This window comes from Aeromicrobium sp. REDSEA-S32_B7 (assembly GCF_001626145.1).
GTDB lineage: Bacteria > Actinomycetota > Actinomycetes > Propionibacteriales > Nocardioidaceae > Aeromicrobium > Aeromicrobium erythreum.
Genome location: NZ_LUNF01000015.1, coordinates 1 through 16,303 on the forward strand (window position 1 = coordinate 1; position 16,303 = coordinate 16,303).

Annotated in this window: 13 protein-coding genes; 7 read left to right on the plus strand and 6 right to left on the minus strand. The window is 71.2% G+C overall.

Features of this window, described 5'->3' with window-relative positions; all coding sequences use genetic code 11:
- Positions 1-242: 242 nt before the first annotated feature.
- Positions 243-812, plus strand: coding sequence for a hypothetical protein (locus A6Q79_RS00530; protein WP_286691027.1), 570 nt, complete (start codon positions 243-245; stop codon positions 810-812).
- A 15-nt stretch (positions 813-827) separates the two neighbouring features.
- Here the strand turns inward: A6Q79_RS00530 and A6Q79_RS00535 are convergent, their stop codons facing one another.
- Positions 828-1,403 (minus strand): HhH-GPD-type base excision DNA repair protein, encoded by a 576-nt coding sequence (locus A6Q79_RS00535; RefSeq protein WP_067856884.1) that lies wholly within the window; start codon positions 1,401-1,403, stop codon positions 828-830.
- Positions 1,404-1,457: 54 nt separating this feature from the next.
- Entirely contained in the window at positions 1,458-2,123 is a 666-nt protein-coding gene (locus tag A6Q79_RS00540) for a TetR/AcrR family transcriptional regulator (RefSeq protein WP_286691028.1), read from the minus strand.
- A gap of 50 nt (positions 2,124-2,173) precedes the next feature.
- Here A6Q79_RS00540 and A6Q79_RS00545 point away from each other — a divergent pair, with 50 nt between their 5' ends.
- The 3 genes from A6Q79_RS00545 to A6Q79_RS00555 all read left to right on the plus strand — a co-directional run bounded on the left by A6Q79_RS00545 (position 2,174) and on the right by A6Q79_RS00555 (position 8,682).
- Complete coding sequence (locus A6Q79_RS00545; protein ID WP_286691029.1) at positions 2,174-5,059, plus strand: MMPL family transporter; 2,886 nt, start codon at positions 2,174-2,176, stop codon at positions 5,057-5,059.
- Positions 5,059-7,137: a YhgE/Pip domain-containing protein gene (locus A6Q79_RS00550; protein ID WP_286691030.1), complete on the plus strand. Its 2,079-nt coding sequence runs from the start codon at positions 5,059-5,061 to the stop codon at positions 7,135-7,137. Before A6Q79_RS00545 ends, A6Q79_RS00550 begins: the two co-directional genes overlap by 1 nt.
- Before the next feature lie 177 nt (positions 7,138-7,314).
- Entirely contained in the window at positions 7,315-8,682 is a 1,368-nt protein-coding gene (locus A6Q79_RS00555; protein ID WP_286691031.1) for an aminotransferase class I/II-fold pyridoxal phosphate-dependent enzyme, read from the plus strand.
- A gap of 45 nt (positions 8,683-8,727) precedes the next feature.
- Here A6Q79_RS00555 and miaB read toward each other — a convergent pair whose 3' ends face one another.
- From miaB to A6Q79_RS00575, 4 genes are all read right to left on the minus strand, one after another.
- Complete coding sequence (gene miaB, locus A6Q79_RS00560; RefSeq protein ID WP_286691032.1) at positions 8,728-10,245, minus strand: tRNA (N6-isopentenyl adenosine(37)-C2)-methylthiotransferase MiaB; 1,518 nt, start codon at positions 10,243-10,245, stop codon at positions 8,728-8,730.
- 106 nt (positions 10,246-10,351) lie between these two features.
- The gene (locus A6Q79_RS00565) at positions 10,352-11,977 is read right to left on the minus strand and encodes an alpha/beta hydrolase (protein ID WP_289017462.1); all 1,626 of its coding nucleotides are present in this window, start codon (positions 11,975-11,977) and stop codon (positions 10,352-10,354) included.
- A gap of 129 nt (positions 11,978-12,106) precedes the next feature.
- A complete protein-coding gene (locus A6Q79_RS00570; protein WP_286691035.1) occupies positions 12,107-12,529 on the minus strand; it encodes a VOC family protein in 423 nt (140 codons plus the stop codon).
- 76 nt (positions 12,530-12,605) lie between these two features.
- Positions 12,606-13,289, minus strand: a complete 684-nt coding sequence (locus A6Q79_RS00575; RefSeq protein ID WP_286691036.1) for a DUF305 domain-containing protein — start codon at positions 13,287-13,289, stop codon at positions 12,606-12,608.
- A 123-nt stretch (positions 13,290-13,412) separates the two neighbouring features.
- On the opposite strand from A6Q79_RS00575, the gene A6Q79_RS00580 reads away from it, so the two are divergent.
- From A6Q79_RS00580 to A6Q79_RS00590, 3 genes are all read left to right on the plus strand, one after another.
- A complete protein-coding gene (locus A6Q79_RS00580; protein ID WP_067856865.1) occupies positions 13,413-14,966 on the plus strand; it encodes an LVIVD repeat-containing protein in 1,554 nt (517 codons plus the stop codon).
- A gap of 183 nt (positions 14,967-15,149) precedes the next feature.
- Positions 15,150-15,878: an amino acid ABC transporter ATP-binding protein gene (locus A6Q79_RS00585; RefSeq protein WP_286691046.1), complete on the plus strand. Its 729-nt coding sequence runs from the start codon at positions 15,150-15,152 to the stop codon at positions 15,876-15,878.
- Positions 15,879-15,921: 43 nt separating this feature from the next.
- Positions 15,922-16,303, plus strand: a 382-nt coding sequence (locus tag A6Q79_RS00590) for a transporter substrate-binding domain-containing protein (protein WP_317695338.1), incomplete at its 3' end; no start/stop codon positions are given.

The following is a 16,303-nucleotide window of genomic DNA, read 5'->3' on the forward strand; positions in this document are numbered from 1 at the left end:
CCACGAGGTCGCGGATCGCGTCGAGCGAGGCGTCGCGCAACGCCCCCGCCTCCTCGACGTCGCCGACGAGGGACCCGGCCGGTAGCACAGGCGGGTGGGAGCAGAAGGCCAGACGCGTCACGGGGCGAGCGTAGGCGGGACCTCGCGGGCCCGCTGGTCGAGCCCTTCGGCGCTCGGCGAGGACTGACGCCACGGCCCCCGCTCGAGCCGCCGCGCCGGTCGTCGCGTGGCACGATGACGACGTGCCTTCCTACCTCCCAGACGAGGACGTCTGGCGCTACGCACCGGCGCCCGTGGCGCGGGGGTGGCGGCGTCTGGCCGTCGTCGGTCCGCTCGTGGCGGTGCTCGTCGCGGTCGGGGCGGTGGGGGTGGCGCTGCAGGCGAGGTCCCAGGACACGCGCGGCACGTTGGACGACCCGCGCGTGACCCGCATGGTCGCGCAGGCCTGCGGCATCATGACGTCGGCCGTGGCGCAGGTACGGGTCGACGGTCCGGCGCGGCTGCGCGGCGCCCAGCTGGCCGACCAGAACCTCGAGGTGCGGCGGATGATCGACCGCGTGCGCACGCTGTCGCCGGCCGTGCGCCGAGCCGACCGTCCGCTGGAGGCCTGGCTCACCGACTGGGAGACGCTCCTCGCCGCCCGCGAGCAGTACGCCCGTCAGGTCTCGGGCGGCTTCCGCGGCGACTTCCGACCGCCGACCGCGGCCGACGGCAGCGGGCTGGAGCAGCGCATGGACCGCGCGGCCCAGGGCACCTGCCAGGTGCCGGCGACGCTCGTCGACCCGTTCGCGTACCAGGACGTCAGCGTCTGACGCGCCCGACGTACGTCAGGACCGACCGGACTCGGCCTTCGCCTTCGCTTTCGCCGCCTTCTTGAAGTCGCGGACCTTCTTGAGCGAGTCGGCGTCGACGACGTCGGCGACCGACCGGTAGCCCTTCTTGCTGTAGTCGCCGGAGACGGTGGTCCAGCCGCGCGGCTTCACGTCGAGCTGCTTGGCGAGCAGGGCGACGAAGATCTTGGCCTTCTGCTCGCCGTACCCGGGCAGTGCGGTGAGCCGCGCGAACAGCGCCTCGCCGGACTTCGCGTCCGTCCAGATGCGGGAGGCGTCGCCGTCGTACTCCTCCACCACGACCTGCGCGAGGGCCTGCACCCGTCCGGCCATGGACCGTCCGTACCGGTGGATCGCCGGCGGGGTCGCACAGAGGTCGGCGAAGGCGTCGGGCTCGGCCGTCGCGATCGCGGCCGGGTCGAGCGTGCCGAACCGGTCGAGGATCTTCGCCGGGCCGCGGAACGCGTGCTCCATCGGGTACTGCTGGTCGAGCAGCATGCCGACGAGGAGGGCGAACGGGTCGGCGCTGAGCACCTGGTCGGCGGCGGGGTCCTGGGCGATCTGGATGGCCATGGAACCATCCTGCCGCACCGGCGCGGGGCAGGGTCGTCGAGCGCGCCGCGCGACTCAGGCGGGCTGGGTGAAGGAGAGCAGCATCCGCGGCAGGGCGACGCGCATGGCCTCGACGTCGACAGGACGGTCGTCGACCAGGGAACCGAGGACCAGGGCGTCCCACGTGCCCATGAGGATCGTGCACACCTCACGGACGTCGAGGGTGAGCCGCAGGTCGAACGCGGCCAGGGCGGAGGTGAGCACATCGCCGATGCCGTCGAGCACGGCGTTCCACCAGCCGACGAACACGTCGCCGCCCACGTCTCCGCGCAGGCCCCTCAGCTGCATCTCGAGGTGGAGCTGGAAGTCGTCGCGGTCCGGGGGCTGCAGCAGCAGGAACCGTTCGAGGATGACGCCGGCGGCCTCCTCCGCCCCGAGGCCGTCGAGGGTGGTGAGGTCGGCCGCCTCCTTCAGCATGGCCAGGACGCGCTCCCGCTCCCGCTCCGTCAGGGCCACCACGAGCTCGTCCTTCGACGTGAAGTTGGAGTAGAAGGCGCCGCGCGTGAAGCCGGCCTCCTCGCACAGCCGCTCGACGGACACCCCCTGCAGCCCCTCGCGCACCAACAGGGACCGGGCAGCGTCGAGCAGGCGCTCGCGGGTGGCGGCCCGGCGGCGCGAGACCGCGTCGGCGGGCGCGGACTCGTCGGGGCGGCCGGCGACGGCGTCAGGCGTGGTGGACACGACATCAGGATACATTGATGTATTCAATACAGAACCGTATCGTGATGGACATGTCGTCCTCCCTGTACGAGCTCGGACGCCGGTGCTTCCTGCGGCCCGGTCGCGTCCTCCTCGCCTGGTTCCTGGTCGCGCTGATCGGCGCCGGTGCCGCGCTCGCGCTCGGCGACGGGACGCGCGACGAGTTCGACGTCCCCGGCACCGAGGCCAACGACGCCTTCGTCGACCTCGGCCGCACCTTCCCGGAGCTGTCGGGCCTCACCGCCTACGCCGTGGTGGTGGCCCCCGACGGCACGTCGATCGAGTCGCCCACGTCGAAGGCACTCGTCGGTCGCACGGTCGCCGCCCTCGAGCGGGTCGACGGCGTCACCTCCGTGACCTCCCCCTACGACGAGCTGGCACGAGCCGCCTCGATCTCGCGCGACGACCGCGCCGCCCAGATCCAGGTCTCCCTCGCCGGCGACCTCGGCGGGGTGACCGAGCGTCTGAAGAGCGACCTCCAGCAGACCGGCACCAGCCTCGACGACGCCGGCTACACGGTCGCGTTCGGCGGTGACGCCTTCTCCAACACGGGGCCGAAGCTCTCGATCATCGAGGTGATCGGTGTCGTCGTGGCGCTCGTCGTGCTCTACCGGATGTTCCGGTCGTGGCGTGCGGCCTTCCTGCCCATCATCACCGCCCTCGTCGGCGTGGTGGTGACGATGGAGCTGCTGTGGACCGCCACCGGCTTCCTGACGATCAGCTCGACCGCCCCGCTCCTGGCCCTCATGATCGGGCTGGCGGTGGGGATCGACTACGCGCTGTTCATCGTCTCGCGGCACCGCGAGCTCATGGCCGACGGCATCCCGGCCGACGAGGCCGTCGGGCGCGCCGTCGCGACGGCCGGATCCGCCGTGGTCTTCGCGGGCGTCACGGTGATGATCGCGCTGGTCGGCCTGTTCGTCGCCGGCATCCCCTTCCTCACCGTCATGGGCATCAGCGGCGCCGTCTCGGTGGCCGTGGCCGTCGCCGTGGCGCTGACCCTGCTGCCGGCCCTGCTCGGCCGGGCCGGCGACCGCCTGCAGCCCACGGCGAAGGAGAAGCCCGCTGGCGGCTTCTCGCGACGCTGGGTGCGCCTGACCACCCGCTTCCCGGCGGTCGCGATGGTCGTCGTGGTCGGTGTGCTCGCCGTCGGGACCCTGCCGGTGAAGGACCTGCAGCTCGCCCTCCCCGACAACGGCAGCGCGCCGACCGGCAGCACGCAGCGCGAGGCCTACGACCTCGTCGACCAGCACCTCGGCCCCGGCTACAACGGACCGCTGCTCGTCAAGCTCGACGTGATCACCTCCAACGACCCGCTCGGCGTCGTCGACGACGTCGAGCGCGACCTGCGGGCGACGAAGGGCGTGGAGACCATCGGTCTCGCCACCCCGAACCGCTCCGCCGACACCGCCGTCATCCAGGTGATCCCGACGACGGGTCCCGCGTCGCCCCAGACCGCCGACCTCGTGCAGCGGATCCGGGCCGAGGCGCCCCGCTGGGAGCAGGAGCACGGCGTGGACGTGTCGGTCACGGGGCTGACCGCCGTCGGCATCGACGTGTCCGAGCGCCTCCAGGACGCCCTCCTGCCCTTCGGCCTGCTCGTCGTGGGCCTGTCGGTGCTGCTGCTCATGGTGGTCTTCCGCTCCCTGCTCATCCCCCTCAAGGCGACGCTCGGGTTCCTGCTCTCCACGGGTGCTGCGTTCGGTGCCGTCGTCGCGGTGTTCCAGTGGGGCTGGCTCGCCGACCTCGTGCACCTGCAGGACACCGGACCGCTCATCTCCTTCCTGCCGATCCTGCTCATGGCCGTGCTGTTCGGCCTGTCGATGGATTACGAGGTGTTCCTGGTCTCGCGCATGAAGGAGGAGTACGTGCGCACCGGCGACCCCGACGAGGCGATCGTCGAGGGCTTCGTCGGCAGCTCGCGGGTCGTCACCGCAGCGGCGGTGATCATGCTCGCGGTCTTCGCGGCGTTCGTCCCCGAGGGCGACGAGAACATCAAGCCGATCGCCTTCGCGCTCGCCGTGGGGGTGTTCGCCGACGCGTTCCTCGTGCGGATGCTGTTCGTGCCGTCCGTCATGCGCTTCGCCGGTCACCGATCGTGGTGGCTCCCCCGCTGGCTGGCCACGCGCCTGCCCCATGTCGACGTCGAGGGCGAGGCGCTGCACCGCCGGGTCGAGCTCGAGACCTGGCCGCGTCCGCACTCGACCGCTGCCGTCTCCGCCGCCGGGCTCACGCTCGCGACGCCGGAGGGCATCGTCTACAACGACGTCACCACGGAGCTGCCGGCCGGCGAGTGGCTCGTGGTCCACGGGCCGAGCGGCAGCGGCAAGACCGCGCTGCTGCTCACGTTCGCCGGGCGCATGGCCTTCGACGAGGGACGGCTGCGCGTGGCCGGCCACCTCCTCCCGCAGGAGGCGCGCGACGTCCGCCGCAAGGTCTCGCTCGCGGAGTTCCGCGACGTCAACGACCTCGACCCGAACCTCACCGTCGACCAGCACGTCGCCGAGCGGCTGTCGATCCGCACCCTCGGCCTGTGGGTCTCGCGGTCGAAGGTCGCGCCCGTGCGTGGGCTGATGAACCAGGCCCTCGAGGCGGCCCACGTCGAGCACGGGCTGCCGTTCACCGACGTCGAGGGCTCGACACTCGTCTCCGACCTCTCGCGCCTGGAGCGCAAGACGCTGGGGATCGTGCTCGGCCTGCTGGCCCGACCGGAGGTGCTCGTCGTCGACGACGCCGACGACCTGCGCGCCACCGAGCACGTCGACCTGCTCTGGTCGACCCTCGCGCACCTGCTGGAGGACCGGCCGACCGCGCTCGTCGCGAGCGTGCAGTCGGCCACCTCTGCCCCCGCCCCGTCCCCGCGGCTCCACCTGCTGGAGCTCGACACCCGACGCACTCTCGATGAGCTGATGATCTGATGCTGCCCACCCCCTCCCTCCCCTGGTTCGAGCTCGCGCGGTTCCGTCGCAGCCGGCTCACCCGCCTGGCCGTGCTCGCCGTCGCGATCGTCCCGCTCTTCTACGGCGCGCTGTACATCTGGGCCAACATCGACCCGACCGGTCGGCTCGACCACGTGAAGGCCGCCGTCGTCAACGAGGACCAGATGGTCGAGGTCGCCGGCCGTGACGGCGAGAAGCAGCCCGTGGCCGTCGGCCGTCAGCTCGCCGCGAACCTCGTCGGCAACGACGACCGCAACAACTACGACTGGGTCCTCACCGACCCCTCCGACGCCCGCAGCGGTCTGGCCGACGGTCGCTACAAGGCGGTCCTCACGATCCCGCGCGACCTGTCGAAGGCGGCGACGTCGACGAGCGGCGACCCCGACGCGGCGGTCCAGGGCCGGCTCGACCTGAAGACGAACGACGCCGTCAACTTCGTGAACGGCCAGATCGCCGACCGCATCCTCGAGGCCGCGAAGTCGTCGCTGAACGCCCAGGTCACGCGCACCTACCTCGACAACCTCTACCTCGGCTTCACCGACATCAAGAGCTCCCTGGAGGAGGCGGCCGACGGCGCGGGCACGCTCGCCGACGGCGCCGGCCGGCTCGGCACCGGAGCCGACCAGCTGGCCGACGGCACCCGTCAGCTCAGCAGCGGTGCGGCGACGCTCGCCGACGGGAACCGGCAGCTCGCGGGCGGTGCGGAGCGGCTCGACGCCGGCGCCGGACAGCTCGCGAACGGTCTCGACCAGCTGCAGGAGCGCACCGCTCCCCTGCCCGGGCAGACCCGCCAGCTCGCCGACGGGGCGGAGCAGGTCGCGGGAGGCGTGGCGCAGCTCGACGCCGTCGTCCAACGCGTGGTGGGCGGCATCAACGGCAGCACCGGCCAGGTCCAACAACAGCTGCAGACCCTGGAGACGTCGCTGCGCGACGCCGCGCAGCGGTGCCGCGCCGACGGCGTCCCTGCGGCCACGTGCGCGAACCTCGACGCCGGCGCCGACGCCGCCGCGGCGGCCCGCACGCAGGTCGGCACCGTGACCGGGCGCGCCGACGAGATCGGACGGCAGTCGGCGCGCCTGAACGACGGGGCGCAGCGCGTCGCCGCCGGCAACCGCCAGCTCGCCGACAACGTCCCGACCCTCGTCGGGGCGATCGGCCAGGCCTCCGACGGCGCCGACCAGCTGCAGTCCGGCACGTCTCAGCTGGCCACCGGCGCGCGCGAGGCGGCCGGTGGTGCAGATCGGCTCGCGAGCGGAGCCAGCCGTCTGACCGACGGTGCCGACCAGCTCAGCGACGGCGCAGGCGCGTTGCGCGACGGCGCACTGCGACTGCAGGACGGCCTGACCGACGGCAGCGAGCAGGTGCCCGACTACACGAAGGACCAGCGCGAGAAGCTCGCCAAGACCGCGGCCACCCCGGTCACCGACGCCGCCGACCGGCTCAACGCCGTCGCGTCCTACGGCGAGGGCCTCGCGCCGTACTTCATGGCGCTCGCGCTGTGGGTGGGCGCCATGTCGATCTACCTCCTGCTGCGCCCGGTCTCCGCGCGCGCGATCGCCTCGACGACGAGCGCTGTACGCACGGCGCTGGCCGGGTTCGTGCCCGGAGCTGCGTTGTCGGTCGTGCAGGCCGTGCTGCTGGTCGGCGTGCTGCTCGGGATCGTCGGCGTCGACGCCTCGCAACCTGGCCTGCTGCTCGGTCTGGCGCTGCTCACCGGGCTGGTGTTCACGGCCATCAACCAGACCTTCATCGCCTGGTTCGGCGGGGCTGGACGCTTCCTGGCGATCGTGTTCGTCTGCCTGCAGCTGACCGCTGCGGGCGGGACCTACCCGATCGAGACCTCACCGTCGTTCTTCGGCTTCCTCCACGCGCTGCTCCCCATGACGTACGCCGTGCACGGGCTCCGCGCGGCGACGGCGGGCGGCACCACGGGTGTCGCGTTCGACGTCTTCGTGCTGGTCGTGTTCGCCGTGGGTGCCCTCGCCCTCACCGCGCTGGCGGCGAAGCGTCGCGAGCGCGTGACGATGACCGCCCTGCACCCGACGCTGCAGGTCTGACGGGTACCAGCCCCGACCGCCGCACCAGGCGCGTGACGGGTGGCACTCATGGTCCTCTCACGAGATCCTCACGGAATCTTGATGCTCTTCTGTGGCGTCCTGAACGGCGTTCACCTCGGTCCGGGCGCACCCTGGAGGAGCAGCCCCATCGGGGGGCCATGACCGTGGAGGAATGCCATGTGGACCACTGCGCAGCGCCGTCGCCTGACCGAGACCCCGTACGCGGACGCCCTCGACCGACATGCCGGGGCCGGCATCGCCTCGTTCCACGCGCTGCCCATCGGTTCGCTCGCCCACGCGCCCGACGGCGACGACTCCGCACTCGCTGAGCGCACCCGCCGGCTCTTCGGGAGCTACCTGGCGACCGAGCTGACCCTCGGCTCGCCCGAGCTCGACTCCTTCTTCCGCGCCCACCGCCAGCTGGCGCGGTCGCGGCGGCTGACGGCCGAGGCTTTCGGCGCCGACGACACCCAGTACGTGACCACGGGCACGACGGGCGCCAACCAGGTGGCGCTGGAGGCGCTGCGCGTCGCCGGCGCCAGGGTGCTCGTCGACCGCTCGGTGCACCAGTCCATCCACTTCGCCCTCGACCGCCTCGGCGCCGACGTCCTGTACGCACCGACGTCGCCGACGGACACCGAGCACGGCGTCATCACCGCGCTGCGCGAGGCGAAGGCCGCCGGGGTGGAGGTCGACGTCGTGGTCGTCGGGGTGTCCGCCTACGACGGGTCCCTGGTGCAGATGCGTCGCTTCCTGGGCGCGCTGCAGGAGCTGACCGCCGAGTCGGGCTGCCGGGTGCTCGTCGACGAGGCCTGGACGGCGATCCACGCGTTCCACCCGTGGCTGCGGCGGCTCACCGCCATCCACGCGATCCGCGAGACGCTCGCGGAGCACCCCGACTGGCCGGCGTCGTTCCTCGTGACGCACTCGACCCACAAGTCGATGCTCGCACTGAGGCAGGGCTCGTACCTGCACGTCATCGGGCCGGACACGCTCAAGGCCACCGTGCGCGCGGCGCTGTACCGCGTCCACACCACGAGCCCGTCGCTGCCGGTGCTCGCGAGCCTCGACATCGCGCGCGCCCACGCCGTCGCCGAGGGGACCGCCCTCGTCGAGCGAGCCCTCGCGCAGGCCGACCGGCTCAGGGAGCTCGCGCGCCGGGTCCCGTGGCTGGCCGAGCACCGGCCGGTGGCCACCACGAGCGCGTACCTCGCGGACCCGATGAAGGTGCACCTCGACCTCGGGACGCCCGAGCGCGCCCAGGAGGTGCGCGCAGCCCTGTTCGACGAGTACGGCATCTTCGTCTCGCGGCAGGACGGCTCGACGCTGCTGTTCACGATGCACGTCGGCGTGACCCCGGAGCAGGTCGACCTGCTGGTCGAGGCGTTGGAGAGCGTGTGCTGCCTCGATGCCCCGGAGTGCTCCTGCGGCGACGAGCGGTACATCATCGCCTACCCGCCGGGAATCCCCCTGCAGGTGCCGGGCGAGCAGCTGGCGGCACCACCGTCGCGCCGGGCGGGCGAGGAGCTGTACTCGACCTTCTGACCTGCCTGCCCTGCCGCCCGCGGCCCCGCCGAGCTCAGCGAGGGGTCAGCGGGCGCAGGCGGGGGCGTCGACGACCGGCAACGGGGCCGGAACGCCGAGCGACGGCATGCCGAGGGAGACCGCGGGGCGCACCTCGGTACGTCCCTGGCGAGCCTCCCACGCGTCGCCGGCCCGTGTGCGGCGGTAGGAGACGACGTCGGCGTCGCTGACGAGGTGGTGCGGTGCGGCGTGCGTGACGGTGACCTCGACGAGGTCGCCGGGGCGCACGTCGTGCCCGCCGGGCGCGAAGTGCACGAGCCGGTTGTCGCGCGCGCGACCGGTGAGGCGCTGGGTCTCGTGGTCCTTGCGGCCGCCGGCGGCGCTGTGGTCGGAGACGAGCAGCTCGACGGTGCGGCCCTCGAGCCGCTGGTTCTCCGCCCAGGCGGTCTCCTCGACGGCGGCGGCGAGGCGCATGTAGCGCTCCTGCACGACCTCCTTGGGCAGCTCGGGCAGGTCGGCGGCGGGCGTGCCCGGCCGGCGCGAGTACTGGAAGGTGAACGCGCTCGCGAAGCGCGCCTGCCGGACGACGTCGAGCGTCTCGGCGAAGTCCTCCTCGGTCTCGCCGGGGAACCCGACGATGATGTCGGTGGTGATCGCGGCGTCGGGCATCGCCTGGCGCACGCGGTCGAGGATGCCGAGGTACTTCTCCTTGCGGTAGGAGCGCCGCATCGCCTTCAGCACCCGGTCGGAGCCGGACTGCAGCGGCATGTGCAGCTGCGGCATGACGTTGGGCGTCTCGGCCATCGCGGCGATGACGTCGTCGGTGAAGTCCTTCGGGTGCGGGCTCGTGAAGCGCACCCGCTCCAGGCCCTCGATCTCCCCGCACGCGCGCAGGAGCTTGCCGAACGCGAACCGGTCGCCCAGCTCCACGCCGTAGGCGTTGACGTTCTGGCCGAGCAGCGTCACCTCGACGACGCCGTCGGCGACGAGCGCCTCGACCTCCGCGAGCACGTCGCCGGGCCGGCGGTCCTTCTCCTTGCCGCGCAGGGCGGGGACGATGCAGAAGGTGCACGTGTTGTTGCAGCCGACGCTGATGGAGACCCAGGCGGCGAACACGGAGTCACGCTTGGTGGGCAGCGTCGACGGGAAGACCTCGAGCGACTCGAGGATCTCGACCTGCGACTCCTCCTGCACCCGCGCCCGCTCGAGCAGGACCGGGAGCGAGCCGATGTTGTGCGTGCCGAAGACGACGTCGACCCAGGGCGCACGCTTCGTGATGGTGTCGCGGTCCTTCTGCGCGAGGCAGCCCCCGACGGCCACCTGCATGCCGGGGTGCTGGGCCTTGAGACTCGCGACGTGCCCGAGGTTCCCGTACAGCTTGTTGTCGGCGTTCTCCCGCACCGCGCACGTGTTGAACACGACGAGGTCGGGGATCGCGGCGCCCCCGTCGGCGTCCGACGTGTGCTTGGCGTACCCCGCGGTCTCCAGGAGCCCCGACAGCCGCTCGCTGTCGTGGACGTTCATCTGGCACCCGTAGGTGCGCACCTCGTAGGTCTTCGCCGTCGGCGTCGCTGCAGCAGTCATGACCGCTCAATCGTACGTGCCGGGCGGCACCCCTTGGACGACGGCGGGCGCCGGCGCCCAGCGACCGTGAGGTCACCGAACGCCGACGCCCGTGGTGGGTCGCAGGTCAGGGACGGATGGCGTCCCGCTGCATCTGCTGGCGCAGCTCGCTCGGCGCCGGGGTGGCGCTCTGCGTGCGGGCGGTCGCCTGCTCGGGCACCGGCTGCGGGAGCGGCTGGCACACGACGTCGGCGCGGTTGCCCGACACCCGTCGCGGCAGCTTGCCGGTGAGCAGGTAGTCGGCGATGCGGTTGTCGGTGCACGCGTTGCCGCCGAGCGACCCCGAGTGCGTCGTGCCGCCGGAGACCGCCACCAGGCGCGCGCCGGGGTAGCGCTTGCGGACCTCGATGCTGCCCGCGTAGGGCGTGGCGGCGTCGTACGTCTCGTTGATCATCAGCACGCTCGTCGACTTCGCGCCCTTCACCCGGACGGGCTGGTGCGCCTTGGCCGGCCAGTGGCGGCACGGCTCGTTGTACCAGGCGTTCGCCCACGTCTCGAACGGGGCGATCGCGTCGAGCGCCCAGTTGTCGCGCGCCCACTTCTCCCAGCTCGTCGGCCAGGCGGCGTCCGTGCACTGGACGCCCAGGTACACCGCGTAGCCGTTGTCGTCGCCGTAGCCGCTCGCGTCGAGGTACGCGGCGTTCAGCGACGCGACGTCGCCCTGGTTGACGAAGTCGGAGAAGACCTGCGCCAGGTCGGTCCACGTCGACTGGTAGTAGCCGGCGTACAGGAAGGAGTCGTTCCACTCGCTGCCACCCAGACGGTTGCCGTCGGCGTCCGCGACGGGCTCGTCGTAGAGCTTCTCCTGCGTGTCGTAGAAGAGGTTGCGGACGGCGCGGGTGGTCGTGCCGAGGTGGTAGACGTCGTCGTAGCGGGCGATCCAGGCGAACCAGCGGTTCACGTTTTTGTCGAACGGCTCGTTCTGGTTCAGGTTGCCCTGGTACCAGACGTCGCGCGGGTCGACCGTGCCGTCGAAGATCATGCGGCGCACGTGCGACGGGAACAGCGAGGAGTACACCTGGCCGAGGTAGGTGCCGTAGGAGAAGCCGTAGTAGTTGATCCGCTTCTGGCCGAGCGCGATGCGGATCTGGTCGAGGTCCTTCGCCACGTCACGGGTCGTGAGGTGGTCGAGGATCGGCCCGTTCTTCTCGGCGCACGCCGTCGTGTAGGCGTTCGTGCGCGCGAACCACGCGTCGCGGATCTCGGTGGTGCTCGGCTCGTAGCGGGGACGGTCGTACCCGCCGTAGTTCGGGTCGCACGAGACGGCCGGAGCGCTCTGGCCGACGCCTCGCGGGTCGAAGCCGATCCAGTCGTAGGCTGCACCGGCGTTCTTCGGGATCGCGCCGCCCAGGCGCGACAGGCCGAGGCCAGAGCCGCCCGGTCCGCCCGGGTTCACGAGCACGACACCCTGGTACTTGCTGCGGGCCACCGTGTGCTTCACGCGCGAGATCGCGATGGTGATCTTCGTGCCGCGCGGCTTCGCGTAGTCGAGCGGCACCTTGACGCGGGCGCACTGGGCACCGGCGCGCACGAGCCCCGGGCCGCTGTCACCGAACGACGCACACGAGCCCCAGCTGACCGACGGCGCCTGGGCCGCAGCGCTCGGCGGTGCTGCCTCCGCCGTCGCGGGCAGCGCGAGCGTGAGCGCGCCGACCGAGACGATCGCGAGCGCACCGGACATCCACTTCTTCATCCGACATCCTCCACCGTGAGAGGTTCCTCCCCGATGGAGGACCGTCGGACACCGTCACACGCGGTGGATGCGGGGCGCAACCACCCGAAGGTCACGATCGTGAAAACTTCACGACCGTCACCGGCACGGTCAGGACGTCGGAGCGGCGATCTCCAGCGCGATCCCGTCGGGGTCTCGGAACTCCAGGATCGCCTGCCCGCCGACGTCCTTGACGTCCTCGTGCAGGATGCCGAGGTCGTCGAGCACCGCGACGGCGTGGTCGAGCGCAGCGCGGTCGGCGACGGCGAGGCTGAGGTGGTCGAGCCCGATCCGGTCTTCGTCGAAGGAGTCGTCGCCTGGAGCGACCGGGCGCAGGCCGAGGAGTCCTCCGGGGAACTGGTAGATCACGCCACCGAAGAGGAAGGAGAGCTGCTCCCGCGTCTGCTCGTCGGGGTCCTCCGGCAGCTCGAACGCGACGTCGAAGCCGAAGACGTCGTCGTAGAAGCGGCGCGAGACGTCGATGTCGCGGACGGTGAGGCGGACGTGGGCGAAGTCGGTGGCGGCGATGGGCACGAAGGCTCCTTGGAGTGGGCGGGACGTGCCTCCACGCTCACACGGGTCGGGCCCGACCGCGACGCGAACGCCGGCCTCAGAGGTCGGCGAGCAGCTGACGCATGCGGTCGATCTCGGCCGTCTGGTCCGCCGCGATGCTGGTCGCCAGCTCGTTGACCTGCAGGTCCGCACCCTCGCGCACCACCGTGTCGACCATCTCGATGGCGCCCTGGTGGTGCATGATCATCAGCTCCAGGAACAGCCGGTCGAAGTCCTTCCCGCGCGAGGCCTCGAGTTCCTCCAGCTGCGCCTCGCTCGCCATCCCGGCCATGTCGTGGACGTCGCCGCCGTGCGAGCCGTGGCCACCGTGGCGGCCCATCGGGATGTTGCCACCTTCGATCTGCTCCTTCGTCGGCGCGTCGAGACCCTGGTCGGTGAGCCACCCGGCCATGAAGACGATCTCGGGGCGCTGGGCCCCGTCGATGCGGTCGGCCATGGTGCGCACGGCCTTGCTCCCCCGCGCGTCGGGGGCGAGCTGGGCCATCTGCAACGCCTGCGCGTGGTGCGGGATCATCATCTGCACGAACTCGACGTCGGCGTCGTTCGCCCGCGCCCGCTCGATCTCGGGCGCCTCGTCGAGCACCTCGGCCTTCTCCCCCGGCTTGCCCGGCTGGATCACGGCACCGTCGACCTGCCGTGACCGGTCGTCGCCCGAGCAGCCCGAGAGCAGCACCGCCGACGCGGCCAGTGCCACCGTGACGCCCCGCAGAGGTCGTCGCATCCGAGTCCCCTTCCCCCGAAGTGGAGCCGTCATCAGATCGTCATCGACGGACCCGCGCGGGCCCTTGTCGCCGTGACGGCTTTCGGGTGAGGATAGCCGGACATCGGGGGAAGGACACACCACATGCGTCATGCACGCAGACGGGCCACGACGGCCCTGCTCGGAGCCGCCGCCACCGGCGCGCTCACCACCGCACTGCTCTCGCCCTTGGCCGCCGTGGCCGAGGAGAGGACCGAGGAACGGGTCGAGACCCGTCCCTCGAAGGAGTGCAAGGGCGAGCGCACGTTGTCGGAGGCCGACCGCCTCGCCGGCAACTGCCTGCCCGGCAACGACACGGCGCGGATGAACGCCAGCGGCGTCGACCTCGCACCCGGCGAGGAGGCCAGCAGCGCCAACGTCAAGCGCCTCGCCACCATCGCCAAGCAGGGCGCCTTCGCCTCGGAGGATGCCCTCAACAGCGACCTCGCGTTCCAGGGCAAGTACGCCTTCGCCGGCAACTACAACGGCTTCACGGTGTACGACATCTCCAAGCCGGCGAAGCCGAAGACCGTCGCGCAGGTCGTGTGCGCCGGGGCCCAGAACGACGTCTCCGTGTACGACGACGTGCTCATCCTCAGCACCGACTCCTCGCGCAGCGACTCCTCGTGCGAGAGCACCGCCCAGTCGGCGACCATCAAGGACTCGTGGGAGGGCATCAAGGTCTTCGACATCTCCGACCCGCGCCGTCCGGAGTACGTGGCCGCGGTCGAGACGCCGTGCGGCTCGCACACGCACACGCTCGCGCCCGGCAAGAGCAAGGGCGCGAAGGGCAAGGGCAAGGTCGACGACCTCTACGTCTACGTGTCCTCGTACGCGCCGAACGCGGCGTTCCCGGACTGCCAGCCGCCGCTGGACTCCATCAGCGTCGTCAAGGTGCCGCTGAAGAAGCCGTCCACGGCGCGCATGATCTCCCAGCCCGTGCTGTTCCCCGACGGCGGCAACCCGGCCGGCGGGTACTCGCGGGAGACGAGCGGCTGCCACGACCTCACGGCCTACCCGAGCAAGGACATCATGGCGGGCGCCTGCATGGGCGACGGCATCCTGCTCGACATCGAGGACCGGGAGAAGCCGAAGGTCACCGAGAACGTCCGCGACACCGAGAACTTCGCGTTCTGGCACTCGGCGACCTTCAACAACGACGGCACGAAGGTCGTGTTCACCGACGAGCTGGGCGGCGGTGGCGCGCCCACCTGCAACCCGACGGTCGGCGACACCAAGGGCGCCAACGGGATCTACGACATCACCCGCTCCGGCGACTTGGAGTTCAAGAGCTACTACAAGATTCCCCGGACCCAGGCCAACACCGAGAACTGCGTCGCCCACAACGGCTCGCTGGTCCCGGTGAAGGGCAAGGACATCATGGTCCAGGCCTGGTACCAGGGTGGCTGGTCGATGTACGACTTCACCGACTCGGCCAACCCGAAGGAGATCGCGTGGCACGACCGTGGCCCGAACGACGCCGAGCGTCTCGTGGTCGGCGGTCCGTGGTCGACGTACTACTACAACGGCCACATCTACTCCAACGAGATCCAGCGAGGTTTCGAGGTGTTCCGCGTCGACGACCGTCGCATCAAGGGAGCCGAGCGGGTGAGGTTCAAGGAGCTCAACCCGCAGAGCCAGCCGCGCTACCGCGAGTAGGTCTCCCACCCTCGCGGTCCTGAGACGTCGGCCGCCGTGCGCAGCTCCCCTGCGACGGCGGCCGACGTGTGTCCGGACGGTTGCCGACGTCCCGCCGGCCGTCGCTTCAGGTGACGATTCGATTGCGGACTTGCAGGACGGGGCGGTGTCGCGGATAGGTTGTCGGCCATGGCTGACACACCCATGGTGGCCATGCGGGGGGTCCAGAAGCACTTCGGGTCCCTGCATGTGCTGCAGGACATCGAGCTCGACGTCGCACGCGGCGAGGTCGTCGTCGTGATCGGGCCGTCGGGCTCGGGCAAGTCGACGCTCTGCCGGACGATCAACCGCCTCGAGACGATCGACGCGGGCGAGATCACCGTCGACGGCGAGCCGTTGCCGGCCGAGGGCAAGGCCCTCGCCCAGCTGCGCGCCGACGTCGGGATGGTGTTCCAGTCCTTCAACCTCTTCGCCCACAAGACGGTGCTCGAGAACGTGACCCTTGGCCCGATCAAGGTGCGCGGACAGTCGAAGTCCGACGCCGAGGCGCGCGCCATGGAGCTGCTGCGCCGGGTCGGCGTCGACTCGCAGGCGCAGAAGCTGCCGGCCCAGCTCTCCGGAGGCCAGCAGCAGCGGGTCGCGATCGCGCGGTCGCTGGCCATGGAGCCGAAGGTCATGCTCTTCGACGAGCCGACGTCGGCGCTGGACCCGGAGATGATCAAGGAGGTCCTCGACACGATGGTCGACCTCGCCCGGGGCGGCATGACGATGATCGTCGTCACCCACGAGATGGGCTTCGCCCGCACGGCCGCCGACCGCGTCGTGTTCATGGCCGACGGCCGGATCGTGGAGCAGAACACCCCGCACGAGTTCTTCAGCGCTCCGCGCTCCGACCGTGCGAAGGACTTCCTCGGCAAGATCCTCAACCACTGAGCCTCCTGGAAGTACCCAACCAACCGATCGAGGGGAACACACCATGAAGGTGCGCACCATCAAGCTGGCCGCGGTCGCGGCGGCGGTCGTACTGGCCGCGTCGGCCTGCGGCAACGCAGGCGAGGACGACGGCACGACCGCGTCCGGCAACGAGTACGAGGTCGTCGACAGCCCGGACTTCGAGGCTGGCACGCGCATGGCCGACCTGGCCGAGGCCGGCACGGTCAAGATCGGCGTGAAGTTCGACCAGCCCGGTGTCGGCTTCCGCGCCGCCGGGTCGGACACGCCGACCGGCATCGACCCGGAGCTCGGCAAGATCATCGCCGGCCAGCTCGGCATCGAGCCTGACAAGATCGAGTGGGTCGAGACCATCTCCGACAACCGTGAGCCGTTCCTGCAGTCGGGCAAGGTCGACCTGGTGCTGG